We start from the raw sequence: 25764 nt of genomic DNA, 5'->3' as shown, positions 1-25764 counted from the left end.
ATGACGGTATAACCTGGCCAGAAGGAGGCAATATCAATATGATGCACGGCGACAGCAGGGTGATGGTGGTGGTGTGTTTGGCGACAACCAGTTTACCAGCACCCTGTCTGTCAACTTCCACTTTCCCAGGATCCCGCGAAGAACCTAAATTAATAGGCGGTGGGCGTCATGCATCAGCATGAAAAAGAGACGGGCCGCTCAGGCATACAGATGAGGATCCACCGCCGCTATTTCATTCTGTCACAGCAGGTATCCATGATCGTTTCTCACAAGGGACGAAGAAACACGGGCTGTATGAGTCCTCAGTGCGTATAAGTGGCGAGGTGGCGTGGAAGATGATGCGCCAACTTTATTGGGCACATGATGGTTATGGCTATTCCAGACGAGGCTCTCCAATTAACCGGAGTAACCTGCGCAATTGGGTTTTACTGCGACATCCTCTGAACCCTGAAAATAATAATGCCGCCCTGCAGGCGGCATTATCGAGATCCGGATCCAGCGATCAGATCAGGAAATCGTTCAGATCCTTGCCCAGCGCAACTTGCTCGGCGATGGCCTTGGGCATACGACCCTGACCGGTCCAGGTCTTCTCCTGACCGTCTTCCTGGTACTTGTATTTCGCAGGACGGGGAGCACGCTTGCTCTTGGTGGTGCCCGCCGCAGCCGGAGCCGCCACGCTGCCGATCAGCTCACGGGGATCGATACCAGCCTGTTGCAGCATTTCGGTGAATTCATTCAGTTTGCGCTGACGCTCTTCCTGTTCGGCACGTTCCTGTTCAACGGACTCGGCACGCTCGTTATATACCAGGTCAAACTTTTCTTTCGCTTCTTGCAGTTGCTCAAACGGCAGTTCACGAATGGCAGCGCGCAAGCTGCGAATGTTCAGCAGAACCTTCAGAAACTCGTTCATTACTTCCTCACAGAATTATTTTTGTATGTCACAGGGATAACACGATTTGAGAATAGCATGCCCATTGGATAACAACATAATGTTTTTATACCATCCGGCAGCGCGCTGACACCATATGGACATTATTTACCGTGGTTAATTCCCTGCCTGATACTTATTGGAAATACCCTCACGGACTTTATTTTCTATTTTCCCCGGTTAATCTCTGGTTCACCTCATCCGTTGCACACGCTGTTATCTCTTACCCGCGTCGCTCTGCGCCAGGTCATTTAGCAGCAGTGTCGGCACTTATTGTACAAATAGTGCGCTCATGGCCATGACCTTCGCGGACAATAAACCAGGTCCCGTGTCAGGATGCCCCTTGCGCCTGATCCTGTATCCAGCGGATGAATGCCTGGATCTTGGGACACTGGCGGTGAGGGAGGGTCGCCAGGTAATAACGCGGCTCGCAGCGCACCGCCATGTCCGGGAAGGGCATCACTAGCGCTCCGCTCGCCAGCGCCTGGCTTGCCAGTTGCCTGCGCCCCATGGCGACACCGGCGTGGTGGGTGGCGGCAAGGATCGCCAGATCCGCTCGATCAAATCCCATGTGTGACGAGCAGGCCTCCAGGGAGAGATGCCAGTGACTCCCCCAGGTGCGCCACTCGTCGCTGTCGGTGTCCAGGCCCCAGGCTTGCCTGTCATGGAGCAGGCGGCACTGCTGCAGATTCCCCACCTCCCCCATCAGACCGTGGTCGCTGGCGTATTGAGGGCTGCACACCGGTACCATGTATTCATCCATCAGGGGGTGGATGGCCAGGCCCGTCGGGGTTCTGGCATCGAAGTTGAGGGTCAGATCGATGCCGTAGCCGTGCAGGTTTATGTGCTCGTTGCCCGTCAGCAGGTTGAGCTCGATGTGAGGATGCAGACGGGAAAAATCGGCGAGCCTTGGCACCAGCCAGCACTGGGCGATGGAGGGGCGCGAGTGCAGCGTCAGGGAGCCCGACAGCGCCTGCTCCCTGATTTCCAGCACCTCCTGATTGATGAACTCCAGGGAGGAGGTGAGGGCCCAGAAAATGCGCTGCCCCTCCGTGGTCAAGGCCACCTTGCGGTGAAAGCGCTGGAACAGCAAAAAACCGAGCGCCTCTTCCAGGGCCGAGATGCGGTGGCTCACCGCGCTTGGGCTCAAGGAAAGCTCGTCGGCGGCGAGCGCAAAGGAGCCGTGGCGGGCCGCTGCCTCGAAGGTGTGGAGCCTGGCGAGCTGATGGCTGCTGAGCAGCTTGCTCCTCACCCCCGGGTGCTCATCGCGTTGCATGGTTGGGCCTCCCTCTCTTTTATCTGGCAGATGATACCAGAAGGGCGAGGTTTGCATTCACCAGGAAGACCCAACTCACCCGTATTCGAAGGCACAGCAGGGCAGATGGCCATTTGCATCAATTGAGCTCATCCAAGCCACGCGTTTTATCATTTGTCACGGCAACGCTGGCGCCGTTCAATGGGATGATTCCGTCACCACCCCGAGAGGCTTTCATGACACACACCGACATTGCCGGGCTCATCGCCCGCTTCCCCCTGCTCGAACCGCTGATCGCCCTCACCCCTGTGACCTGGTTCAATCCGGGGGCCACCTCCCTCGCGGAAGGATTGCCCCATGTGGGGCTCACCCGGCACGATGTGGCCGCCGCCTCCGCCCGGCTCGCCCGCTTCGCCCCCTACCTGTGCGAGGCCTTCCCCGAAACCCGCGCCAGCCACGGCATCATCGAGTCCGGGATCGCCGCCATCCCGACCCTGCAGGGGACCCTCAATGGGCGCTATGGCGTCGAACTCACCGGCAGGTTGCTGCTCAAACAAGACAGCCACCTGCCCATCTCCGGCTCCATCAAGGCGCGCGGCGGCATCCACGAGGTGCTGGCCCATGCCGAACACCTGGCCATCCAGGCTGGGCTGCTGCGCGAGACGGATGACTATCGCACGTTGTTCTCGGACGAGTTCCGCCACTTCTTCAGCCAATACAGCATCGCGGTGGGGTCGACCGGCAACCTCGGCCTCTCCATCGGCATCATGAGCGCCCGCCTCGGCTTTCGCGTCACCGTCCACATGTCCGCCGATGCGCGGGAGTGGAAGAAGAAAAAGTTGCGCCAACATGGCGCCATCGTCGTGGAATACGCCGAGGATTACGGGGTGGCGGTGGAGCAGGGACGCAAGGAGGCCGAACGTGATCCCGCCTGCTTCTTCATCGATGACGAGCACTCCCGCACCCTGTTCCTCGGCTATGCGGTGGCAGGCGAGCGGGTGAAAAAGCAGTTCGACGAGATGGGCATCAGGGTGGACGCCGACCATCAGCTCTTCGTCTACCTGCCTTGCGGCGTCGGCGGTGGCCCCGGCGGGGTGGCCTTTGGTCTCAAGCTGGCGTTTGGGGACAACGTGCACTGCTTCTTCGCCGAACCTACCCACTCCCCCTGCATGCTGCTCGGGGTCCACACCGGGTTGCACGATGCCATTGCGGTGCAAGACCTTGGCATCGACAACCTCACCGCCGCCGACGGCCTCGCGGTGGGACGCGCCTCCGGTTTTGTCGGCCGCGCCATGGAACGCCTGCTTGCGGGCTTCTACACCCTGAGCGATCAGGAGATGTACGACCTGCTGGGGCTCCTGGCCCGGGATGAAGAGATCCGGCTCGAGCCCTCGGCACTGGCGGGCATGGCAGGCCCCTGGCGAGTGGCCACCAACCTTGAGTGGCAGAGTGGGCAGGGACTGGATGCTGCCAAGATGGCCGGGGCCACCCACCTGGTGTGGGCCACCGGCGGCGGCATGGTGCCCGCCGAGGAGATGGAAAAATACCTGGCCTGCGCCCGGATCTGATCTTTTTTTCGCCCCCGTGACCCGCCGACCTGGCGGGTTTTTCTGCTGCGAGATCAGCAAGATGGCACCTCAGCCCTCGCCACCATGACACAGACGGCCAGACTGCTGGACAGCCTGATTTGTCATCCAGCCCCACTGACTGGTTATTTTGTGATACGATAGAGACCGTTTTTTGACATCTGCGCCCCGTTGTCCCCTTTTTCCGGTGAGATAACCACCGGATCCGGCGACCAACACCTGCCGGGCGCAGCACAACATGTGCCCAGTTCGAATCGCTCCTGCGCGACCTTGACGCCAGGAGCACTCCCCTCTGGGCACCTTAGATAAGGAGATCGGGCGATGAAACAATATCAAAGCTGGTTGGGACAATATCTGATGAGCCGCCGTGACGGAGACCACGCCATGGCATCCGAGCTCGCCAGCTCCATCTGCGAATTCTGGCAGGCCCGTGGAGATGAGGCCGAGACCAGCAAATGGCAGCAGATCTACGAGCAGCACGTGGAAAAAACCACCTGACGACCTGCTCTCCTCCATAAAAAAACCGGCGCTCATGGCGCCGGTTTTGCATTTCAACGACCCGGATCACATCTGGTCGATCATGTCCTGGGCGAACTGGGAGCAGGAACGCAGGGTGGCACCTTCCATCAGTCGCTCGAAGTCATAGGTGACGGTCTTGTTGGCAATCGCCGCTTCCATACCCTTGACGATGAGGTCGGCCGCCTCGGTCCAACCCAGGTGGCGCAGCATCATCTCGGCGGAGAGGATGAGGGAACCCGGGTTGACCTTGTCCTGACCGGCGTACTTGGGCGCGGTGCCGTGGGTAGCCTCGAACAGGGCCACACCGTCGCCGATGTTGGCGCCCGGGGCGATGCCGATGCCGCCGACCTGGGCCGCCAGCGCGTCGGAGATGTAGTCGCCGTTGAGGTTCATACAGGCGATGACGTCATACTCGGCCGGGCGCAGCAGGATCTGTTGCAGGAAGGCATCGGCGATGACGTCCTTGACCACGATGGTCTTGCCGGTCTTCGGGTTCTTGAAGGAGCACCAGGGGCCGCCGTCGATGAGCTGGGCATCGTACTCTTTCTGGGCCAGGGCATAGCCCCAATCCTTGAAGGCACCCTCGGTGAACTTCATGATGTTGCCCTTGTGCACCAGGGTCACGGAGTCGCGATCGTTGTCGATGGCGTACTCGATGGCGGCACGGACCAGACGCTCGGTACCGGCCTTGGACATGGGCTTGATGCCGATGCCGCAGGACTCGGGGAAGCGAATTTTCTTCACGCCCATCTCGTTTTGCAGGAAAGCAATCACCTTCTTGGCTTCATCGCTGTCCGCCTTCCACTCGATGCCAGCGTAGATGTCTTCGGCGTTCTCGCGGAAGATCACCATGTCGGTCAGCTCGGGGTGCTTGACCGGGCTCGGGGTCCCTTCGTAGTAACGGACCGGGCGCAGGCAGACGTAGAGGTCCAGCTCCTGGCGCAGGGCCACGTTGAGGGAGCGAATACCACCGCCGACCGGGGTGGTCAGCGGGCCCTTGATGGCCACGCAGTATTCACGAATGAAATCCAGGGTTTCGGCCGGCAGCCAGGCACCTTCGCCATAGACATGAGTCGATTTCTCGCCGGTATAGATCTCCATCCAGGCGATCTTGCGCTCGCCTTTGTAGGCTTTCTCGACCGCAGCATTCACCACATTCAACATGGCCGGGGTCACGTCCACACCGATACCATCCCCTTCGATAAACGGAATGATGGGATTGTGGGGAACCTGCAGCTTGCCGCTGGCATCGACTGTGATTTTCTGGCCCTGGGTCGGGATAACTACTTTGCTTTCCATCGGCATCTCCTAACTTCCGTTTGTTATCAATCTGATCGTTGCGCGCGGCCATCTTAAGCCCATCCATTTGCATAATCAAATAGCGGGCGTGCATGTCAGACCATAGTCGGGGAGTGGATCACAGTGCGCCTGAGGATCCCCTACTCCCTCGCTGCCCTCTGGTCCTGACGAGGCGCAGGCCCCGTCCATCCGGGCCTCTTCCTCTAGTGATGACAGCGTCTTCCTGCCCTCGCCGCCCCGAAGGCGCCATTCCCCCAAATCCCGTTCGCCTTTACATCGTCGTAACCCCTTTGGCGAGGCAAGGCGCGCCGGGGGACAGGCAGCCGGATCCGGACTAGGCTCTTTGCCAGTGATCGGGGCGCCCGGGGCGTGGCCGATCATGAAGAGAGCACGACAACAAGGAGAACACCATGTTTATCGTCACCAACCGGATGGTCAACGAGCAGGGCAAGACCCCCAGCGAGATCTTTGGCGAAAAACCCGCAGAGGGCCCCAACGAACTGCGCCTCGCCGAGGCCCGGCGTCAGGGCAAGCAGTGGCAGCTGGACCTGCTGCCGGATCAGATCACCGCCGAGATGGCCGCCAGCGTCGGCCTTGACCCCGACCTCCCCCACCCGGCCAGCGCCTATGTGGCGCGCAAGCTGCTGGAGCGCTGCGCCGGGACCGGCAGCACGGCCAAGCAGAAGCTCAAGACCGGCAAACACCTGCTGCTGTTCGTACACGGCTTCAACAACGATCTTGACGATGTGCTGGAGCGAGCCGCGGGGCTCGAGGCCCGGTACGGCGTCGAGGTGCTCTGCTTCAGCTGGCCCGCCAATGGCGGCGGTGCCCGGGGCGTGCTGAGCTACAAGAGCGACAAGCGCGATGCCCTGGCCTCGGCCGGGGCCCTTGACCGGGTGCTGGAGAAGATGAAGGGGCTGATCGACGAGTTCAACGGCCAGTATGTGACGCAACTAGAAGAGAAGGCCCAGAAGAAGTTCGCCGACAACGGCGAGGCCTGGGATCGTTACTTCGCCAAGGAGGTAAACAAGCGCTGCCCCTTCACCATCAACCTGCTGCTGCACAGCATGGGCAACTACCTGTTCAAGCACCTGCTGGGCAGCACCACCTACCACGCCAACCAGCTGCTGTTCGACAACATCATCATGGCCGCCGCCGACACCAACAACGAGCTTCACGCCCAGTGGGTCGATCGCATCCAGTGTCGCAACCGCCTCTACATCACCATCAATGAGCGCGATGGTGCCCTGATGGCATCGCGCATGAAGATGGGGGAGCAGCAAAAGGCGAGGCTCGGCCACTACACCCGGCGGCTGGACGCCAGAACGGCCACCTATGTGGACGTGACCAATCAGCCCCATGTGGGGGACTCTCACGCCTACTTCGAAGGGGATGCCCTCGCCAACGAGAAGGTGCTGCGCTTCTTCCACACCGTCTTCAACGGCGGCACCGGCGAGAGCGCGGAGCTGTTCGATGCGGCCCAGAACCTCTATCGCCTCTAGCCACTGCGCAAAAAAAACCACCGCCCCGAACAGGGCGGTGGTTTTTCATTATGCGCTCACTTGGTGGCCACAAGGCCGCCAGGGGCTAGTGTTCTGCCGCTTCCGGCTGGGGCGCTTCGCTGCGCTCCCGTTGCAGTTCATCGACCCTGGCCTGCCATCTGTCCTGGGCCTGTTTTTGCCCCTGGGACTCGAACTCCTGGCGCATGGTGTCGATTTTTTGGTCAAGTTTTTCCATCAGGATGTCTCCTTACATCTCGGGTTACACACTGGCTGACGGCACTGTTTGGCCAACCTGCTCACCCGATTGGACACCAGGTTTTCCCCAATTGTCCAACAAAATAAACGATTGATTATGCAAAAACCAATCTAGAAAATGGGTTAAAGCTCCTTATGAAACCCCATCATCCACCCTGAAAACGCCTGATAAAAACACTGTTTTTTCCATTGATATCAATAGCTTGAAATTTATGATTCGCTCAATGACGCCCTTGAGATCGGCATGACGAGTGTATGCACATTTTTTTTCACAAAAACTCCCCGATCTCCAGGTTTTGCGACCGGAAAGGCCCCCTTGTCCATCCAAAAACACGATAGGTTATGACACAATCCATCTCTTTAATGGATAGATAATCCCCAACCCCGGCCCTGCGGCTTGCCAACCCGACCACCAGCAGGTTCGCTTGTTACCCATCCGGGCATATCCCGCCCCACTCCCGCCCCGATAAAATGAAGCCGCACCACGCCTGCTGAGCGGGTTGTTGCCGCCCTCATCCCCTCTCGTCGGAGTCATGACATGGATCTCTTCTGGTGGTTTGCCCTGCCCGTCGCCGCAGGCACCTTCTATGGGTGCTATTTCTGGAACCAGCGCCATGCCCAGCCCGACTGGCTGCGCCTGTCCACCCGCGCCGACTACCTGCACCAGCATCCCGAATGCGCCATCGACGATGAACATGGGGCGCGCTGCTGCGCCTGCAGCTCCGACAAGGTGCTGGGCCACCCCCAGACCGGCTGGCCTGATCATCGCTTTCGCCACACCTGCCTCGCCTGCGGCAAGGCGCTCTTTCGCACCGAAGAGCCCCCGATATAAGCATCCACATTCGCCCTTTTTGTATGGCGATGGCAGATGCTGACATCCGCGAAGCAGCAAAGAGCACATGCTCGGGGCAGGGAGATGGCGCAGGCGTCCTGACAGAGAGAGCGCCGACCAGGTCAGAATGGGTTGTCGTTTGTGACCCTCTTTCGTACTATTGCCCGCCACTGCAAAACCCTTTTCCGGCCCGGGCATCACGCACGGCGCGGGCCCACAAACGGATAGCGATCCCATGACATCTCTGACCCACTGCTCAGTGCTGGCGATGACGCTGGTTGCACTGCCCGCCCTCGCCTCCGGTGACGGTGACGGGTGCGGCTTCTGGCTCACCGACTGCCCTCTCCCCACCTATCCGCTCTATCTCAACGAGAACGACACCCGGGGCAACCTGCTGATGCTGCTGGGGGATGCCCAGCATCACCCCCTCCCCTTCACCCTGCCGGCGGATCCGCTGAACGAGCGCAGCCAGCCGCTGTTCTACCTCACCCGCCTCCCCCAGCCGGAGGAGGTGGAGGACCCGGCGCTGCGCGAGCAGCTCGGCAGCCGGCTGGCCGCCTACGACCCGTCCCTCCCCCCGCTGCTCGAGCACTACGCGGGCCACGACTCCCTCTACGGCCACGCCATCTCCAACTCCCTCTCCTCGGTCAGCGCGTTTCTGGACGCCCTCGAGCAGAGCGAGGTGCCCGCCCCGGAGCGCACGTCGCTGCTGCGAAGCCGTCTGCTGATCCTGGGGCAGCAAGAGAGCCCCGCCCCCGCGACCGAAATGAGCGGTGCTGCCCTGGAGTGGCAAGGGTATCTGCAAGCCGCCCGGCACTTCTACGAGAGCCGCTTCGAGGAGGCCCGCGCAGGCTTTGCCGCCTTGCAGCAGGCCAAGGCCCCCTGGGTGGCCGAGAGCGCGACCTACATGGTGATGCGCACGGAGATCAACCTCGCGATGAAGGAGGCGAAGGACGAATACGGCGATCAGGACGTGACCAGGAGCGACAAAGAGGCCCTTCGCCGCGCCATGGCCCAGGGCCAGGCCTATCTGGTAGCCTACCCGCAAGGGCGCTACGCCAGCTCGACCAGAGGACTGTTCAGACGCATCCAGTGGATGGCCGGTGATCTCGGCGCCCTGCGGGATGCCTATGACGAGGCCATGGCAACCCGCCAGCCCTTGCCGGCGCTGGAGGCCCTGGTCAACGAGATCGATCTCACCCTGCTCAGTGGCGATGCCTATCGCCATCAGGCGGCCTATCAGGACTCGGCCCAGCCGGCGCTGCTGTTCGTCAATGCCCTGCGGGGTCTCAGACCGACCTATGAGCGGCCGCGGGACTGGCAAGATGCCCAGCTGGACGACGCCATCGCGCACCTGCAAAAAACCGGTCACCAGGCGCAGGCGGCCTATCTCAAGGCCTACGCCCTCTTTTTGGACAAGCAGTTCGAGCAGGTGCTGGCCCTGCCCTCCTCAGGGCAGGAGGACGCCACCCTGGCATTCAGCCACCAGATGCTGCGCATCTGGGCCTGGCAGGGCATGAAGGCCTTCGACAAGGCCGAGCAGGCCCTGATGGCGCTGGTGGCCTCCCCCCTGGGTCAGGCCCAGCAGTCGTTCGTGGAGAACGTGCTGGCGGATCACTGGGTGCGTACCGGCAACACGGCCGCCATCTTCCAGCCGGGCAGCCCCATCACCCAGCTGCGCATCCGCGCGGCCGTGCTCAAGCAGGAGGCCGACCCCGCCCTGTTGCGCCAGCAAGCCAGTCAGGGCCCGAGCGCGGCGGAGCGGCAGATTGCGCTCCATACCCTGCTGGTACGGGATCTCATCGCCAGCGACCCGGCCACCTTCTTGCAGGATGTGGCCCTCATCCCCGCCGATTACAAGGAGGCGACCCCTCCCGCCGACGCGCCCTGGGAACCCGTGCCCAACGGGGATGTGCGCCTCTCGGCGTTCCAGTGGCGCGGAGAGGGGACGCCCCAGGGCTACCACTGCCGGGATCTGGCCCAGACCCTTGGCACCCTGGTGCAGCGCCCCGACGATGGTCATGCCCTCAACTGCTTCGGGGAGTATCTGCGCAGCCGGGATCCCCATATCGACCTGTGGCAGGATCGCGAGATGATCTGGGGGCTGGCGCAAGACGAGCGCCCCACGTTCCCGAGTCGCCTCGCCCTCTATCAGGCCGTGATGGCCAACCCCAAGGCGGAGCCCGAAGACAAGAGCTATGCCCTCTATCGCGCCATCCAGTGCTATGCCCCCTCCGGCTACAACAGCTGCGACAGCCAGGAGATCCCCAAACGCACCCGGCAGGCCTGGTTCAACACCCTCAAGCAGCGCTATGGCAACTCGGTGTGGGCCAGATCCCTCAAATACTACTGGTGAGCCATGAGCAGACCCCCTGAACGCGCCCTGCTGGCGCTGCTGCTGACGGCCCTGGCCACCCCCCTTGAGGCCAGTGTCGATGCCAGCGCCTATCACGGGTTCTGGCTCTGGTCCGCCACCCGCCACCAGCCGGTACTGGAACAGGCCAGCACCCTCTATCTGCATCAGGGGGAGATCCTGGACAGGCCCGGCGGTCCCCGCTTCGTCAAGCTGGGGCGGGTTCCCTCTCCCCTCAAGGCCGGGCAGGTCTGGCTGGTGGTGCGTGTCAACGCCCTCCCCCTCTCCCCCGCCCACGAGCAGGTGCTGGTGCGCCTCTACGAGGGGTGGCGCGCGGCCGGGGCCAGGGTGGCGGGCATCCAGATCGACTTCGATGCGGCGACCCGCCAGCTAGATCGCTATGGCAACGCCCTGCAACAACTGCGGCGCGCCCTGCCTCCCGGGTGCAAGCTCAGCGTGACGGGGCTGCTCGACTGGGCGAAAACGGGGGACGTGGCAGAGCTCAATCGCCTGCCCGTGGACGAACTGGTGATCCAGACCTATCAGGGCACGCGCACGGTGCCGGGCTATCAGGCCTATCTGCCCGCCATGGCTCACCTGACCATCCCGTTCAAGGTCGGGCTGGTGCAGGATGGGGAGTGGGATCCCGCCTGGCAGACAACACTGGCCGCCTCCCCCCACTACCGGGGCGAGGTGGTCTTCCTGCTCAACCGCCCGGCGCCGATCCCGGGGACCAGCCCCCCTGTTCCCCGGCATGACGCCCACTGAGATGCGGGTGAACCCTATCGGGGACAGGGGCAAGGGCGTGCCCGCGGCAAGCAGCAGTGGCAGACCCAGATCCGGCTGGTGGCATCCACACCGGGCGAGATGCCGTGTGAGAGGAACGCCGCCCGGGCCACCACGTCGGTCAAGCCCGCCATCGTGCTGCGCGCCGCGCGCCGTCACAAACAGGGAGAGAAACAAGGATGACGTTTGTCGAGATGAACCCCGCCCACCTGCCGCTGGCCCTGCTGCTGGAGGCCGATCCCGCCGCGTCGCGCATCGCCGCCTACCTGCCCGGGGCCTGGGGCTTTGCCGCCCTGGCGGACAACGAGGTCGTGGGGGCCTGCGTGGCGGGCCTGGTGGGGGAGCAAACCGCCGAGATATTCAACATCGCCGTTGCCCCCAACCGCCAGCAGCAGGGCATCGGCTCCGGCCTGCTGCGCTTCGTGCTGGAGAACCTGGCCGGGAAGGGGATAGGCCGCGTCGAACTCGGTACCGGCAGCTTCGGCCACCAGCTCGCCTATTACCAGCGCCACGGCTTTCGCGTCCATGCCGTCGTGAAGGATCACTTCCTCATCCACTATCCCGAGCCCCTGATGGAGCACGGCATCCAGCACAAGGACATGCTGCGCCTCTCCCTCGCACTGGCGCCGGACATCGCCACCCCCTGACCCGAGAGGGAAGCCCCGCTCTCCCCCTGATGGCCGCCCCCTGTGGTACACTCCGCCATCCCCTGTTTTTGGTAGGCATGCGATGAAATCAGCCCGTCCCCGTCTCTCCCTCTCCGCCCGCCCTGACGCAGGCCGCACGGCCAGCGGGCCTACCACTGTGCCCCCATCCCAACGCCGGGAGGCCCGGCACACACGGAGCGTCAACGAGCGCAAACCGGCCCCCGCCCCGGTGGATCGCAAGCTGCTGCTCCTGAACAAGCCCTACATGGTGCTCTGCCAGTTCACCGACGAGGCGGGCCGCGAGACCCTCAAGGATTACATCACCGAGCCCGGCATCTATGCCGCGGGCAGGCTGGATCGAGACAGCGAAGGGCTCTTGCTGCTCACCAACGACGGCAAGTTGCAGGCACGCCTCACACAGCCGGGAGAGAAGACCCCCAAGACCTACTGGGTGCAAGTGGAAGGCATCCCGAGCGAGGAGAAACTGGCCGCCCTTCGCGCCGGTGTGGAGCTCAACGACGGCATGACCCTGCCCGCCGGGGCGCGCATCATGGATGACCCTGCGGTGTGGCCACGCAACCCGCCCATTCGCGAGCGCAGGGAGATCCCCACCTGCTGGCTGGAGATCAAAATAGTGGAGGGGCGCAACCGCCAGGTGCGGCGCATGACCGCCCACATCGGCCACCCCACCTTGCGCCTCATCCGCTACGCCATCGGGGAGTGGACCCTCGATGGGCTGGCGCCGGGAGAGAGCCGCGCCCTGCCCGCCCCCGAGCTGGCACCCGCGCCACGACCAGCCGCCACGCAAGGCAAAGCACGGGCATCCGCCGCAGCGGGGGGCACTGGCCGCAGCGCCCCCCGCACCGCTCGGCCAACAGATCAGGAGCCACCCCAGGGGCGGGACCGCCGCGGGGCAGACCCGCGCCCCGGCCATCGCAGCGGCGGGCGCACCACCGCCCGCCGTCCGGCTCGCCCCAAGCCCTCTGAATGAAGGCGACAGCGGATCTGCATCGAGCGCCCCTGCCGGGGCACAGACAACAAGACAAGGAGTCCTTATGAGCGATCACCCACCGCTGCCCACCCGCCTCACCGTGGCCGCCCTGGTGCACTGGCAGGGGCGTTTCTTGCTGGTGGAAGAGGAGATTGCGGGCAAGCGCCGCTTCAACCAGCCCGCCGGCCACGTGGAGCCGGGAGAAGATCTCATCCAGGCGGCCTGCCGCGAGCTGAAGGAGGAGACGGGACTCACCGCCGCCCCAACCGGCTGGCTCGGGGTCTACCTCTTCAAACCGGCGGACAGCGAGGCCACCTTTGTGCGCACCGCCGTCATCTTCGACCTTGAAAAGTCGCCCGGTCAGCACCATCCAGAGGATCCCGACGGTGACGTACTGGCCTGTCACTGGCTCAGCCTGGAGGAGATTGCCGAGTGCAAGCCCGCCCTGCGAAGCCCCCTGGTGTGGCAGTGCATTCAGGACTATCTGGCAGGCACCAGGCTGCCGCTGTCGGCCCTCAAGGCCTTTATCTAAGCGCCATTGGACGCTCTTTTTGACGCTATGGGGCCGAGACAAGAAAAACGATTTCCCGCCGCCGGGCTTCCGAGGGGAACGGCGGCAGGGAGATGTGACCGGGGGCGCAAAACTCTGGTAGAATACGCCCCGTTTAAACGAACTGGTAACTTCGACTAATGACAGACAACAGCCAAATCAAGGTGATCGTCGGCATGTCCGGCGGCGTGGATTCTTCCGTCTCGGCCTACCTGCTCCAGCAGCAGGGCTATCAGGTCGAAGGCTTGTTCATGAAGAACTGGGAAGAAGACGACACGGACGAGTACTGCTCTGCCGCCCAGGATTTGGCTGATGCCAAGGCCGTCTGCGACAAGCTGGGGATGAAACTCCACACCATCAACTTCGCCGCCGAATACTGGGACAACGTCTTCGAGCACTTCCTGGAAGAGTACAAGGCGGGTCGCACCCCGAACCCGGACATCCTGTGCAACAAGGAGATCAAGTTCAAGGCGTTCCTGGAATTCGCCGCCGAAGAGCTGGGGGCCACCTACATCGCCACCGGCCACTATGTGCGCCGTGACGACAGCACCGGCCGCCCGCGCCTGCTGCGCGGTCTGGATACCAACAAGGATCAGAGCTACTTCCTCTATACCCTGAGCGAAGCCCAGGTGGGTCAGAGCCTGTTCCCGGTCGGGGATCTGGAAAAACCCGAGGTGCGCCGCATCGCCGAGCAGCTGGATCTCATCACCGCCAAGAAGAAAGACTCCACCGGCATCTGCTTCATCGGTGAGCGCAAGTTCAAGGACTTCCTGGCCAAGTTCCTGCCCGCCCAGCCCGGCCCCATCGAAACCGTGGACGGCAAGATCATCGGCGAGCATCAGGGGCTGATGTACCACACCCTGGGCCAGCGCAAGGGGCTTGGCATCGGCGGTCGCAAAGATGCCACCGAAGAGGCCTGGTACGTGGTGGACAAAGAGGTGGAGCGCAACACGCTCGTGGTGGCGCAAGGGGAACACCCCCGCCTCTACTCCGACGGCCTGGTCGCGAGCCAGCTGCACTGGGTGGATCGCACCCCCATTCGCGCGCCGCGCCGCTGCACCGTCAAGACCCGTTATCGTCAGGAAGACATCCCCTGCCTGATCCAGCCCATCGACGATGAGACCATCCGGGTCATCTTCGACGAGAAACAGGCTGCGGTGACCCCGGGCCAGTCCGCCGTCTTCTACGACGGGGAAGTGTGTCTGGGCGGCGGCATCATCGAACAACGTTTCAGCCATCCGGTCTAAGGGCTGGGCGCTCACGAGCGTCCGCGCTGTACTCCCTTCTCCCCTCGCGGGAGAAGGGTTGGGGATGAGGGGGTCACCACCCTCACCCTGACCCTCTCCCTGAGGGAGAGGGGACAAAGAAAAACAGTACCAGGCAGCGATACATGATTGGCAACGTCCAGGCCGGATCATGGCATCGGCCGGTGAATGAACAGAACAGGGCTGTGAAGACATGGCCGACACATTCCAGGTCGGATCATGGCATCGGCCGGTGAAAGAACAGAACAGGGCTGTGAAGACATGGCCGACACATTCCAGGCCGGATCATGGCATCGGCCGGTGAATGAACAGAACAGGGCTGTGAAGACATGGCCGACACATTCCAGGCCGGATAATGGCATCGGCCGGTGAAAGAACAGAACAGGGCTGTGAAGACATGGCCGACACATTCCAGGCCGGATAATGGCATCGGCCGGTGAAAGAACAGAACAGGGCTGTGAAGATATGAGCGACAAATTCCAAGACAGAACCATGGCCTTCGCAGGCATCTGCCAGGCCGCCTATCTGGTGCAGAAAGTGGCCCGTGACGGCTCCTGCGACGAAGCCTCCCTGCGCGAGAGCCTGCAAAGCATTCTGGTCACCAACCCCACACAGCCGCTGGAAGTGTTCGGCAGCCACCTGGCCATTCGCGACGGCTATCGCGCCCTGGTGGAACAGCTGGGGGCCGACGGCAGCCAGAAGAATGCCGAGCTGACCCGCTACGTGGTGAGCCTGATCGCGCTGGAGCGCAAGCTCGCCAAGCGCAAGGACATCCTCAACATGCTGGGGGAGCGGATCAGCCAGATCGGCCGCCAGCAACAGCATTTCGATCTGCTCGACGAGCAGATCCTGGCCAACATGGCGAGCATCTACAGCGACCTTATCAGCCCCATCGGGCCGCGCATCCAGGTGGCGGGCACCCCGCTCTTCCTGCAGCAGCCCCTGGTGCAGCACAAGGTGCGCGCCCTGCTGCTCGCAGGCATCCGCGCCGTGGTGCTGTGGCGCCAGCTCGGCGGCAGCCGTACCCAGATCATCTTCGCCCGCAAGAAGATGGTGGAACTGGCCAAACGATTTTAACCCCCACACCAATCATCAGGAGTTCACCCCATGGAGCTGTCCGCGCTGACTGCCGTTTCCCCGATTGACGGTCGTTATGGCGACAAGGCCGATGCCCTGCGCCCTATCTTCTCCGAATTCGGTCTGCTGCGTTTTCGCGTCGAAGTCGAGGTGCGCTGGTTGCAAAAACTGGCCAGCCACGCCGGGATCCCGGAAGTCCCTGCCCTGAGCGAGGCAGCCAATGCCGTGCTTGACGGCATCGTCAGCAACTTCAACGAGCAGGATGCCGCCCGCATCAAACAGATCGAGCGCACCACCAACCATGATGTGAAAGCGGTGGAGTACTTCCTGAAAGAGAAGGTGGAAGTGAACCCGGAGCTGGCCGCCGTCAGCGAATTCATTCACTTCGCCTGCACCTCGGAAGACATCAACAACAACTCTCACGGCCTGATGCTGAAGACCGCCCGGGAAGAGGTGATCAAGCCTTATTGCGAAAAGCTCATCGGTGAGATCAAGCGCCTGGCCGTCGAGTACCGCGACATGCCGCTGCTGTCACGCACCCACGGTCAGCCGGCGACCCCGAGCACCATGGGCAAGGAGATGGCCAACGTCGCCTACCGTCTGGAGCGCCAGCTCAAGCAGATCATGGCGGTGGAGCTGCTGGGCAAGATCAACGGTGCCGTGGGCAACTACAACGCCCACATCAGCGCCTACCCGGATGTGGACTGGCACCAGTTCTCCGAGGAGTTCGTCACTTCTCTCGGCCTGACCTGGAACCCCTACACCACCCAGATCGAGCCCCACGACTACATCGCCGAGCTGTTCGACGCCCTGGCCCGCTTCAACACCATCCTGATCGACTTTGACCGTGACGTCTGGGGTTACATCTCCCTGGGTCACTTCAAGCAGCGCACCATCGCCGGCGAAATCGGCTCCTCCACCATGCCCCACAAGGTCAACCCCATCGACTTCGAGAACTCCGAAGGCAACCTGGGTCTGGCCAACGCCGTGTTCCAGCACCTGGCGAGCAAACTGCCCATCTCCCGCTGGCAGCGTGATCTCACCGACTCGACCGTGCTGCGCAACCTGGGTGTGGCGGTGGGTTACTCCCTGATTGCCTATCAGGCGACCCTGAAGGGCATCTCCAAGCTGGAAGCCAACGCGGACGCCATGGCCGCCGATCTGGACGCCAACTGGGAAGTGCTGGCGGAACCCATCCAGACCGTGATGCGCCGCTACGGCATCGAGAAGCCCTACGAGAAGCTCAAAGAGCTGACCCGTGGTCGCCGCGTCGACGCCGAAGGGATGCGCACCTTCATCGACACCCTGGCACTGCCGGAAGCAGTCAAGGTCGAGCTCAAGAAGCTGACCCCGGCCAACTACATCGGCGACGCCCAGCGTCTGGTCGATCTGCTGAAATAAGTGATGTAACCGAACCGGCGGGGGCTCTGTCATGACGGCAGGGCCCCCGTTGATTTTGGCCCATTTGATATGATCACCCTCTATCGGGCCATTTCAGAGCCCTTGCCCAAGCCCGCCTTGGGCAAGCCCTCTCACAAGATACGAGAAGCACCATGTACCAACTCAATCTGGATATCGCTCACTTCCTCGAGCACTACTGGCAGAAGCGCCCGCTCCTCATCAAGGGCGGTTTCACCGACTTTCAGGATCCCATCAGCCCGGACGAGCTGGCGGGTCTGGCCATGGAAGAGGTGATTGAATCGCGCCTGGTCACCCGCTTCAACAACAAGTGGGAGGCGGCCCACGGCCCCTTCGAATCCTACGATCACCTGGGGGAAGAGAACTGGACCGTGCTGGTGCAGGCGTGCAACCACTGGGTACCCGAGGTGCACGAGCTGGCGGTGCCCTTCCAGTTCATACCGGGCTGGCGCTTTGACGATGTGATGGTGAGCTTCTCCACCCCTCACGGCGGTGTCGGCCCCCACATCGACAACTACGACGTCTTCATCACCCAGGGTCAGGGCAAGCGTCACTGGCGGGTCGGCGATGCCAAGCCCTTGAACGAGTTCGCCGCCCACGCGGCCCTGCTGCACTGCGAGCCGTTCGAGGCGATCATCGACGTCATCATGGAGCCGGGCGACATCCTCTACATCCCGCCCGGATTCCCCCACGAGGGCTACGCCATCGAGCCCTCCCTGAACTTCTCGGTGGGTTTCCGCGCACCGGACGCCAAGGCCCTTGTCTCCTCCTTTGCCGATCACCTGATCGACAACGAGATCCGCACCGAACGTTACGGCGACCCGGACCTCCAGCCCCGCGCCCGCCACGGGGAGATCCAGCCCCATGAGCTGCACCGCCTGCGGGAGCTGATGCAACAGGCCCTCGACGACGAGACCCTGTTCAAGGAGTGGTTCGGCACCATGATCTCCGAGGCCAAGCACGATCTGGACGTCAATCCGGTGGAGCCGGACTACAGCGCCGACGAGGTGGCCGACCTGCTGAGCCAGGGGGAGCCCGCCATCAAGGTGCCGGGGTTGCGCAGCGTCTGGTTCAGCGGCGAGAGCCGCACCTGCTACATCGACGGCGAAGCCTGGACCCTGCCAAGCGAGGATCCGGCCGCCATCGCACTCCTGTGCGACAAGGACATCATCACCCAGGACGCGCTGGTGGAACTGGCCGATCAGGCGGGCTTCCTGCAACTGCTGACCCGGCTGGTCAACCGCGGCTACTGGTTCTTCGGCTGATCCAGAGGGCTGCCGCCCCTCCCGGCGTGCCGGGAGGGGCGGCGTTTTTTTCCGCTGTAGGCCTACCGGCTCCAGCCTTGCGTTGCTTCGTCCTGACGCCGCGGGAGGGAGTGACTACACTGGATGACGGCCAACGGCATCGGGCCGGATCGCCCCCGCAATGGGGCCCTGTTGTTTGTCATTTAACAACATGGGATCGGGCAGGATGCGGGGCCAGAAATGGGAACCAAATGGCCTCAGTTGCGGAAAATCAATTATTTTAGCCCCTAAAATGAGCTGTGATCGAAAACGTTATCTTTCAAATTGAGGCCGTTTTCGCTCAAAACGTTGTTTCTGGATCATAAAAAGTATCCAAAAACTGGTGTATATTGCACGGCGGAAATTCCTTAACCATGAAGACTGACATGAAAAAGACCAAAATCGTCTGCACCATCGGTCCCAAGACCGAATCCAAAGAAATGCTGGGCAAGATGCTGGATGCCGGCATGAACGTCATGCGCCTGAACTTCTCCCACGGCGACTACGCCGAACACGGTGGTCGCATCAGCAACCTGCGCGCTGTCATGGCCGAAACCGGCAAGCACGCAGCCATCCTGCTGGACACCAAGGGTCCGGAAATCCGCACCATCAAGCTCGAAGGCGGCAACGACGTCTCCCTGGTCGCCGGCCAGACCTTCACCTTCACCACCGACCAGACCGTGGTGGGCAACAAAGACAAAGTCGCCGTCACCTATGCCGGCTTTGCCAGCGACCTGCGCGTCGGCAACCGCATCCTGGTTGACGACGGCCTGATTGGCCTGGACGTCATCGAAATCACCGAGCGCGAAGTGATCTGTAAAGTGCTCAACAACGGTGACCTGGGCGAGAACAAGGGCATCAACCTGCCGGGCGTCTCCATCAAGCTGCCGGCCCTGGCCGAGAAAGACAAGCGCGACCTCATCTTCGGTTGCGAGCAAGGCGTTGATTTCGTTGCTGCCTCCTTCATTCGTAAGAAAGAAGACGTGCTGGAAATCCGTGAGCACCTGAAAGCCCACGGCGGCGAGAACATCCAGATCATCTCCAAGATCGAAAACCAGGAAGGCCTGGACAACTTCGACGAGATCCTGGCTGTCTCCGACGGCATCATGGTTGCCCGTGGCGACATGGGTGTCGAGATCCCGGTAGAAGAAGTGATCTTCGCCCAGAAGATGATCATCGAGAAGTGCAACAAGGCCCGCAAAGTGGTCATCACCGCGACCCAGATGCTGGACTCCATGATCAAGAACCCGCGTCCGACCCGCGCCGAAGCTGGCGACGTGGCCAACGCCATCCTGGACGGTACCGACGCAGTCATGCTGTCCGGTGAGTCCGCCAAGGGCAAGTACCCGCTGGAAGCCGTGACCATCATGGCCACCATCTGCGAGCGTACCGATGCCGTGATGCCCTCCAACCTGTCTGCTGCCAACGACAGCAACAAGCTGCGCATCACCGAAGCGGTTTGCAAAGGCGCGGTAGAGACCTCCGAGAAGCTGGACGCCCCGCTGATCGTGGTTGCCACCGAAGGCGGCAAGTCTGCCAAGGCCATCCGCAAGTACTTCCCGAAAGCCTGGATCCTGGCCATCACCACCAACAAGAAGACCGCTGCCCAGCTGGTGCTGACCAAGGGTGTGGTTGCTCACGTGGTTGACTCCATCGCCTCCACCGACGACTTCTATCGCATCGGCAAAGAAGCCGCGCTGGAAATCGGCATGGGCGTGAAGGGTGACGTGGTTGTCATGGTCTCCGGTGCCCTGGTACCGAGCGGTACCACCAACACCGCCTCCGTTCACGTACTGTAATCAGTCCTGAACCGATGAAAGCGGCGCCTGCGGGCGCCGTTTTTTTTTTATCTCTCCCCCTGCTGCCCCTCTTGCGCCGGTGCTAGAATCCACGCGGATTTTACCCTGGTGGAAAATCCCCCGAACATCGCATAATCACCCGGACGCTTTATGCTCTCAACACGCTTCAAAAGAGCCTCGGCCACCCTGCTGCCGCTGCTCTGTTTACTCATCACCTTCTGGACCCCGAGCACCCTGGCGCAGGATCTGCCCCAGCGCGCCACCGTGCAGCGGGCGCTCGATGCCCTCGGCAAGTCGGACACCCCCACGGCCAGCCAGCAGGCGGACCAGAAGTTCCTGACTGACACCCTCTCCCTCCTCGACAGCATCGACAAGGAGAAGAGCAAGGCCAAAACCCAGAGCGAACGCCTGCGCACCCTGCCGGCAGAGCTCAAGGAGATCGGCGCCAAGCTCGACGCCCTGACCCAGGGCAAGAGCCCGGAGCAGATCAAGAGCGAATACGCCACCATGAGCCTGGCGGAGCTCGATGCCCGCCAACCCGAGATCATGGCCAACATGCAGGCGGCCCAGGAGGCCCTTGGCACCATCGGCAGCCAGATCACCAACCTGCAGACCCTGCCGGAGCGGGCCCAGGCCAGCATGAGCCGCGCCTATCAGCGCAGCCAGGAGATCCGCACCCGCCTCAACGCCGGGGACGGGGTGAGCAGCGCCGAGAAAATGAAGCTTAATGCCGAACTGGCCCTGCTGGATCTGCAACTGGCCAACCTGCAAAAGGAGCTGGACAACCGCACCAGCATGCAGGATCTGGTGGTCAAGCAACGGGACTACCAGAGTGCCCGTCTCGCCAGTGAAGAGCAGAAACTGCAGGCATTGCAGGAGCAGAGCAGCGCCAAGCGCCTGGGGGACACCGAAAAGACCGCCGAAGAGACCGGCGAACTGGTGGCCGCCGAAGACAACCCCCTGGTGCAAAAAGAGCAGGAGCTCAACTACCAGCTCAGCCAGCAACTCATCAGCTCCACCAACAGCCTCAACACCCTGGCCCAGAAGAACCTGCAGGCGAAGAGCATGCTGGAGCGCGGCACCCAGACCGAGCGCAACCTCAACGAACAGGTGCAGATGCTCAAGGGCAACCTGCTGCTCTCGCGCATCCTCTATCAGCTCTACCAGCAACTGGAAGCGGCCCCCTCCACCCTGGTGAAGAACCTGGAGGAGCAGATCGCCGACCTGCACCTGGCCCAGTTCGAACTGAGCCAGCAGCGTGACCAGCTGTTCCAGAAGAACCAGTATCTGGACAACCTCATCGCCAGCAGCGGCGAGACGGTGAGCGACGAAGACAGGGCCAGCCTTGCCAAGCTCATCGACACCCGCATCGGCCTGCTGGATCAGCTCAACCGCCAGATGGATGCCCAGCTCACCAACGCCATCAGCCTGCAACTGACCCAGCAGCAGCTGACCCGGGTCTATGCCTCCATCGAGTTCACCCTGCAGCAGCACATCTTCTGGGTGAGCAGCAACAAGCCCATCGACGCCAAGTGGTTCATCACCTGGCCGGCCCAGGCCTTCAAGCAGGCCTCCGACTGGGTGCTGAAACCGGACTGGAGCGGTTGGGGCGACATGCTGCTGGCAGTCTCTCTGCTGGCACTGCCCCTGCTGCTGGTGGGGGGCCTGCTGCTGTGGAAGCGCGGCACCCTGCTCGAGCGCCAGAAGAAGATCGTCAAGGATCTGGGACGTTTTCGTCAGGACAGCCAGTGGCACACCCCCCGTGCCCTGCTGTTCACCGTGCTGCAACGCCTGCCGGGCACCCTCTTCATCCTGGCCGCCGGCCTGCTGCTCGCCTATTGCGGTCTGCTGAGCCCGAAACTCATTTTCCAGATCACCCTGAACCTGGCCCTCGGCTACCTGGTGTTCAGCGTCTACCTGTCGGTGATGCGACCGGGGGGCATCGGCGAGACCCACTTCCGCATGCCGCGGGACGAGCTGCAGGCCAAGCGCAACAGCATGCGCTACCTCTGGCTGCCCCTGCTGCCCCTCATCATGCTGTCGACCAAGGCGGTGGTGGAACCCTCCTCCCTTGGCAACGACGTCATCGGCCAGGGCATGACCATGCTGCTGCTGGGGCTGACCGCCTACCTGGTGCTGCCCATCTCCCGCGCCCGCATCAAGGGCGAGGCGAGCATGTTGCAGACCCTGACCGCCGTCGCCCTGGCGCTGGCGCCGGTGGCCCTGATGGTGCTGGCAGCCCTTGGCTACTACTACACGGCCCTGAAACTCACCGGCAGGCTCATCGAGTCCTTCTACCTCATCATCATCTGGGGTCTGGTCTATCGCACCGCCCTGCGCGGTCTTGAGCTGGCGGCCCGTCGTCTGGCCTATCGCCGCGCGGTCGCCAAGCGGGAACACAAGACCCAGGAGGATGCGGAAGGGGGCGAAGCCATCGAAGAGCAGCCCATGGATCTGGAAGAGGTCAGCCAGCAGTCCCTGCGTCTGACCCGCATCATGCTGCTGCTGGTGTTCGGCGTCGCCTTCTACTGGCTCTGGTCTGATCTGGTGGCGGTCTTCACCTACCTCGACAGCGTGGTGCTGTGGCACAAGAGCGAGGGGACCGGGGCCAACGCCGTGCTCTATCCCATCAGCCTGAGCGACGTGCTGACCGGCCTCTTCGTGTTTGGTGCGGCTCTGTCGCTGGCCCGCAACCTGCCGGGCCTGCTGGAGGTGCTGGTGCTCTCCAAGCTGCGCCTCGCCCAGGGCACGGCCTACGCCTTCACCACCATGCTCAACTACCTCCTGATCGGGGTGGGCAGCCTGACGGCGCTGGCCATGCTCGGGGTCCAGTGGGAGAAGCTGCAGTGGCTGGCCGCCGGTCTCTCGGTCGGTATCGGTTTCGGCATGCAGCAGATCGTCTCCAACTTCATCTCGGGCATCATCATCCTGTTCGAGCGCCCGGTGCGGATCGGCGACACCGTCACCATCGGCACCATCTCGGGCACGGTCAACAAGATCAGGATCCGCTCCACCACCCTCACCGACTTCGACCGCAAGGAGGTGATCATCCCGAACCAGCAGCTGATGATAGAGCGGCTCATCAACTGGTCCCTGTCCGACACCGTCACCCGGGTCATCGCCCGGGTCGGGGTGGCCTATGGCTCGGATCTGGATCTGACCCGCAAGCTGTTGATGCAGGCCGCCATGGAGAACAGCCGGGTGCTGAAAGACCCGGCCCCCATCGTCTACTTCCTCACCTTCGGGCCCAGCACCCTGGATCACGAACTGCGCTTCTTCGTGAGCGAGCTGGGGGATCGCAACCCGGCCATCGACGAGCTGAACCGCCGCATCGACGTGCTGTTCCGCGAGCATGGCATCGAGATCGCGTTCAACCAGATGGACGTCTACATCAAGAACATGCAGGGAGACGAACAGAAGGTGGAATCCCGCCCGGCGCTGCCGCCGGCAGGGAACCAGCCCGTCTGATCCCGCCCGCTTCACAGGCCCCGTCACGGGGCCTGTTTTTTTTCTGCCCGCCCCCCGCCTTGGAAAGCGCAGATCACCCCCAATATAGGGAAGACAACGGACTGTCTGCACGAGGAATCCAATGGACTCGCTCTACGCCGTGGTGCTCTTTGCCATCTCGGCATCGGTCACCCCCGGCCCCAACAACATCATGGTGATGAGCGCCGGCGCCAGCGTCGGGATACGCAAGAGCCTGCCCCTGCTCATGGGGATCTGCGTCGGCTTCACCCTGATGCTGTTGCTGGTGGGGCTGGGCTTTGGCCAGCTCTTTACCCGCTTCCCCGAACTCCACATGTTCATCAAGTGCGCGGGCACCCTCTATCTGCTCTATCTTGCCTGGCTCATCGCCCGCCCGACGGACGGGATGGCTGACAGCAACGGAACCCGCCCGTTCGGCTTTTTCAAGGGTGCCCTGTTCCAGTGGGTCAATGCCAAGGCCTGGGTGGTCGCCACCGGCGCCATCGCCGCCTTCACCAGCGCGGGGAGCGACCCCTTTGAGCAGCACCTCGTCATCGCCCTGACCTTCTTCATCGTCTCTTTCCCCTGCGTCGGACTCTGGCTCCTGTGCGGTTCCCTGCTCAAGCGCTGGCTGGCAAACGATCTTGCCCGTCGCCGCTTCAACCAGGTGATGGCGGCCCTGCTGGCACTGTCAGTGGTGCCCGTCATTCGCGAGATCCTGATCCCCGCCTGAGACGCCGGGACTCCCCTTTCCCTTGACCCGACGGATGGCCGTCGCAAAGGAGATGCAATGCAACAAGTGGTCTATGTGGCCAACCCGGTGAGCGGGTTGATCCATGTGTTTCGCCTCGAAGCAGGCACCCTCGCCCCGCTGCAGGAAGTGCAGACCGGCGGCGAGGTGCAGCCCCTGGTCATCAGCCCCGACCAGCGCTGGCTCCATGCGGGGGTGCGCCCCGATTTTCGGGTGCTGAGCTTCCCCATCGCCGCCGATGGGCGGCTCGGGGCCCCGACCTCGGCGCCCCTCGAGGGCAGCGCCTCCCACACCTGCATGGACGGCAGCGGCCGCCTCTTCTTTGCCGCCTCCTACGCCTTCAACCACGTCACCGTCTCCCGCCAGGATCAGGCGGGCCGGATGCAGCCCCATCACCAGCGTCTCGACCACCTGATGGCGGCCCACTCGGTCACCTGGCTCCCGGGGCAAAACGGGGAGCAGGAGCTGCTGGTGGCCTGCCTGAAAGAGGACAGGGTGCGCCGCTTTGCCCTGGTGGACGAGAGGCTGGTTCCCCATCCGTTGGGGGACATTCACACCGCCCCCGGCGCCGGGCCCCGCCATCTGGCACTGCACCCGGACAACGGCGATCTCTATTGCCTCAACGAACTCGACGCCACCCTCAATCGCTACCACAGGGAGGCGGACGGACAGATAGTGGTGCGCGAGAGCCTGGACATGCTACCCCCAGGCTATGAGGGGGAGCGCTGGGGCGCCGACCTGCACCTGACCCCGGATGGACGTTTTCTCTACACCAGCGAACGGGCCAGCAGCCTGCTCACCCTGTTCGGCGTCTCCCCCCAAGATGGCGCCCTCACCCCCCTCAGCCACTTCCCGACCGAGGCCTGTCCCCGGGGCTTTGCCATCGACCACAGCGGCCACTGGCTCATCACGACCGGGCAGCAATCCCATGAGGTGGCACTGCATGCCATCGACCCCGAAAGCGGCCAGCTCACCCCGGGCCCACGTCGCAAGGTGGGCAAGGGGGCCATGTGGGTGAGGGTGCTATCCCTCCCTTGAGATGGCGAAAAACGGGCATAAAAAAGGTTCTTCGCGGGATCTTGGGGAAGTGGAAGTTGACAGACAGGGTGCTGGTAAACTGGCTGTCTCCAAACACACCACCACCATCACCCTGCTGTCGCCGTGCATCATATTGATATTGCCTCCTTCTGGCCAGGTTATAC

Annotated in this window: 21 protein-coding genes; 17 read left to right on the top strand and 4 right to left on the bottom strand. The window is 62.7% G+C overall.

The window, feature by feature from the left end; all coding sequences use genetic code 11:
• Positions 1–502 precede the first annotated feature (502 nt).
• Positions 503–910, bottom strand: coding sequence for an H-NS family nucleoid-associated regulatory protein (locus J9889_RS12430; RefSeq protein ID WP_010673634.1), 408 nt, complete (start codon positions 908–910; stop codon positions 503–505).
• Positions 911–1259: 349 nt separating this feature from the next.
• Entirely contained in the window at positions 1260–2204 is a 945-nt protein-coding gene (dsdC, locus tag J9889_RS12425) for a DNA-binding transcriptional regulator DsdC (protein WP_052814981.1), read from the bottom strand.
• 215 nt (positions 2205–2419) lie between these two features.
• On the opposite strand from dsdC, the gene dsdA reads away from it, so the two are divergent.
• Entirely contained in the window at positions 2420–3751 is a 1332-nt protein-coding gene (dsdA, locus tag J9889_RS12420; RefSeq protein ID WP_210556865.1) for a D-serine ammonia-lyase, read from the top strand.
• 339 nt (positions 3752–4090) lie between these two features.
• Complete coding sequence (locus tag J9889_RS12415; protein ID WP_010673631.1) at positions 4091–4267, top strand: hypothetical protein; 177 nt, start codon at positions 4091–4093, stop codon at positions 4265–4267.
• A 66-nt stretch (positions 4268–4333) separates the two neighbouring features.
• On the opposite strand, the gene icd is transcribed toward J9889_RS12415, so the two are convergent.
• Positions 4334–5587 carry an NADP-dependent isocitrate dehydrogenase gene (icd, locus tag J9889_RS12410; RefSeq protein ID WP_010673630.1) on the bottom strand — a complete coding sequence of 418 codons (1254 nt, stop codon included), beginning with the start codon at positions 5585–5587 and terminating at the stop codon, positions 4334–4336.
• A gap of 410 nt (positions 5588–5997) precedes the next feature.
• On the opposite strand from icd, the gene J9889_RS12405 reads away from it, so the two are divergent.
• Entirely contained in the window at positions 5998–7089 is a 1092-nt protein-coding gene (locus J9889_RS12405; protein ID WP_210556862.1) for an alpha/beta hydrolase, read from the top strand.
• 85 nt (positions 7090–7174) lie between these two features.
• Here the strand turns inward: J9889_RS12405 and J9889_RS12400 are convergent, their stop codons facing one another.
• Positions 7175–7324, bottom strand: coding sequence for a hypothetical protein (locus J9889_RS12400; protein WP_010673628.1), 150 nt, complete (start codon positions 7322–7324; stop codon positions 7175–7177).
• 558 nt (positions 7325–7882) lie between these two features.
• Here J9889_RS12400 and J9889_RS12395 point away from each other — a divergent pair.
• The 14 genes from J9889_RS12395 (at position 7883) to J9889_RS12330 (ending at position 25600) form a co-directional block, all read left to right on the top strand.
• A complete protein-coding gene (locus J9889_RS12395) occupies positions 7883–8176 on the top strand; it encodes a hypothetical protein (protein ID WP_210556860.1) in 294 nt (97 codons plus the stop codon).
• 235 nt (positions 8177–8411) lie between these two features.
• Positions 8412–10532, top strand: a complete 2121-nt coding sequence (locus J9889_RS12390) for a hypothetical protein (RefSeq protein ID WP_210556858.1) — start codon at positions 8412–8414, stop codon at positions 10530–10532.
• A gap of 3 nt (positions 10533–10535) precedes the next feature.
• On the top strand, positions 10536–11297 hold the full coding sequence (locus tag J9889_RS12385) for a DUF3142 domain-containing protein (protein WP_042864178.1): 762 nt from the start codon (positions 10536–10538) through the stop codon (positions 11295–11297).
• A 197-nt stretch (positions 11298–11494) separates the two neighbouring features.
• A complete protein-coding gene (locus J9889_RS12380; protein WP_104454484.1) occupies positions 11495–11962 on the top strand; it encodes a GNAT family N-acetyltransferase in 468 nt (155 codons plus the stop codon).
• Between the two features lie 82 nt (positions 11963–12044).
• Complete coding sequence (locus J9889_RS12375; RefSeq protein ID WP_210556856.1) at positions 12045–12953, top strand: pseudouridine synthase; 909 nt, start codon at positions 12045–12047, stop codon at positions 12951–12953.
• Between the two features lie 64 nt (positions 12954–13017).
• A complete protein-coding gene (locus J9889_RS12370) occupies positions 13018–13485 on the top strand; it encodes an NUDIX hydrolase (RefSeq protein ID WP_010673620.1) in 468 nt (155 codons plus the stop codon).
• Between the two features lie 158 nt (positions 13486–13643).
• Positions 13644–14750 (top strand): tRNA 2-thiouridine(34) synthase MnmA, encoded by a 1107-nt coding sequence (mnmA, locus tag J9889_RS12365; RefSeq protein WP_010673619.1) that lies wholly within the window; start codon positions 13644–13646, stop codon positions 14748–14750.
• A 483-nt stretch (positions 14751–15233) separates the two neighbouring features.
• Positions 15234–15845: a high frequency lysogenization protein HflD gene (gene hflD / locus J9889_RS12360; protein WP_010673618.1), complete on the top strand. Its 612-nt coding sequence runs from the start codon at positions 15234–15236 to the stop codon at positions 15843–15845.
• A 30-nt stretch (positions 15846–15875) separates the two neighbouring features.
• The gene (gene purB, locus J9889_RS12355; protein ID WP_042014264.1) at positions 15876–17246 is read left to right on the top strand and encodes an adenylosuccinate lyase; all 1371 of its coding nucleotides are present in this window, start codon (positions 15876–15878) and stop codon (positions 17244–17246) included.
• A gap of 152 nt (positions 17247–17398) precedes the next feature.
• On the top strand, positions 17399–18529 hold the full coding sequence (locus J9889_RS12350) for a cupin domain-containing protein (RefSeq protein ID WP_010673616.1): 1131 nt from the start codon (positions 17399–17401) through the stop codon (positions 18527–18529).
• A gap of 404 nt (positions 18530–18933) precedes the next feature.
• Positions 18934–20346, top strand: coding sequence for a pyruvate kinase PykF (gene pykF, locus J9889_RS12345; protein ID WP_010673615.1), 1413 nt, complete (start codon positions 18934–18936; stop codon positions 20344–20346).
• Between the two features lie 150 nt (positions 20347–20496).
• Positions 20497–23814 (top strand): mechanosensitive channel MscK, encoded by a 3318-nt coding sequence (gene mscK / locus J9889_RS12340; RefSeq protein ID WP_210556854.1) that lies wholly within the window; start codon positions 20497–20499, stop codon positions 23812–23814.
• Positions 23815–23935: 121 nt separating this feature from the next.
• Entirely contained in the window at positions 23936–24544 is a 609-nt protein-coding gene (locus J9889_RS12335) for a LysE family translocator (protein WP_043154676.1), read from the top strand.
• Between the two features lie 57 nt (positions 24545–24601).
• Positions 24602–25600 carry a beta-propeller fold lactonase family protein gene (locus J9889_RS12330; RefSeq protein WP_210556852.1) on the top strand — a complete coding sequence of 333 codons (999 nt, stop codon included), beginning with the start codon at positions 24602–24604 and terminating at the stop codon, positions 25598–25600.
• Positions 25601–25764 lie beyond the last annotated feature (164 nt).

The sequence above is a fragment of the Aeromonas sp. PrichA-15 genome, assembly GCF_017939245.1.
In the GTDB taxonomy this organism is placed as follows: domain Bacteria; phylum Pseudomonadota; class Gammaproteobacteria; order Enterobacterales; family Aeromonadaceae; genus Aeromonas; species Aeromonas caviae.
The sequence above is the reverse complement of the archived record's forward strand: the minus strand, read 5'-3'. Positions and strand labels throughout refer to the sequence as shown.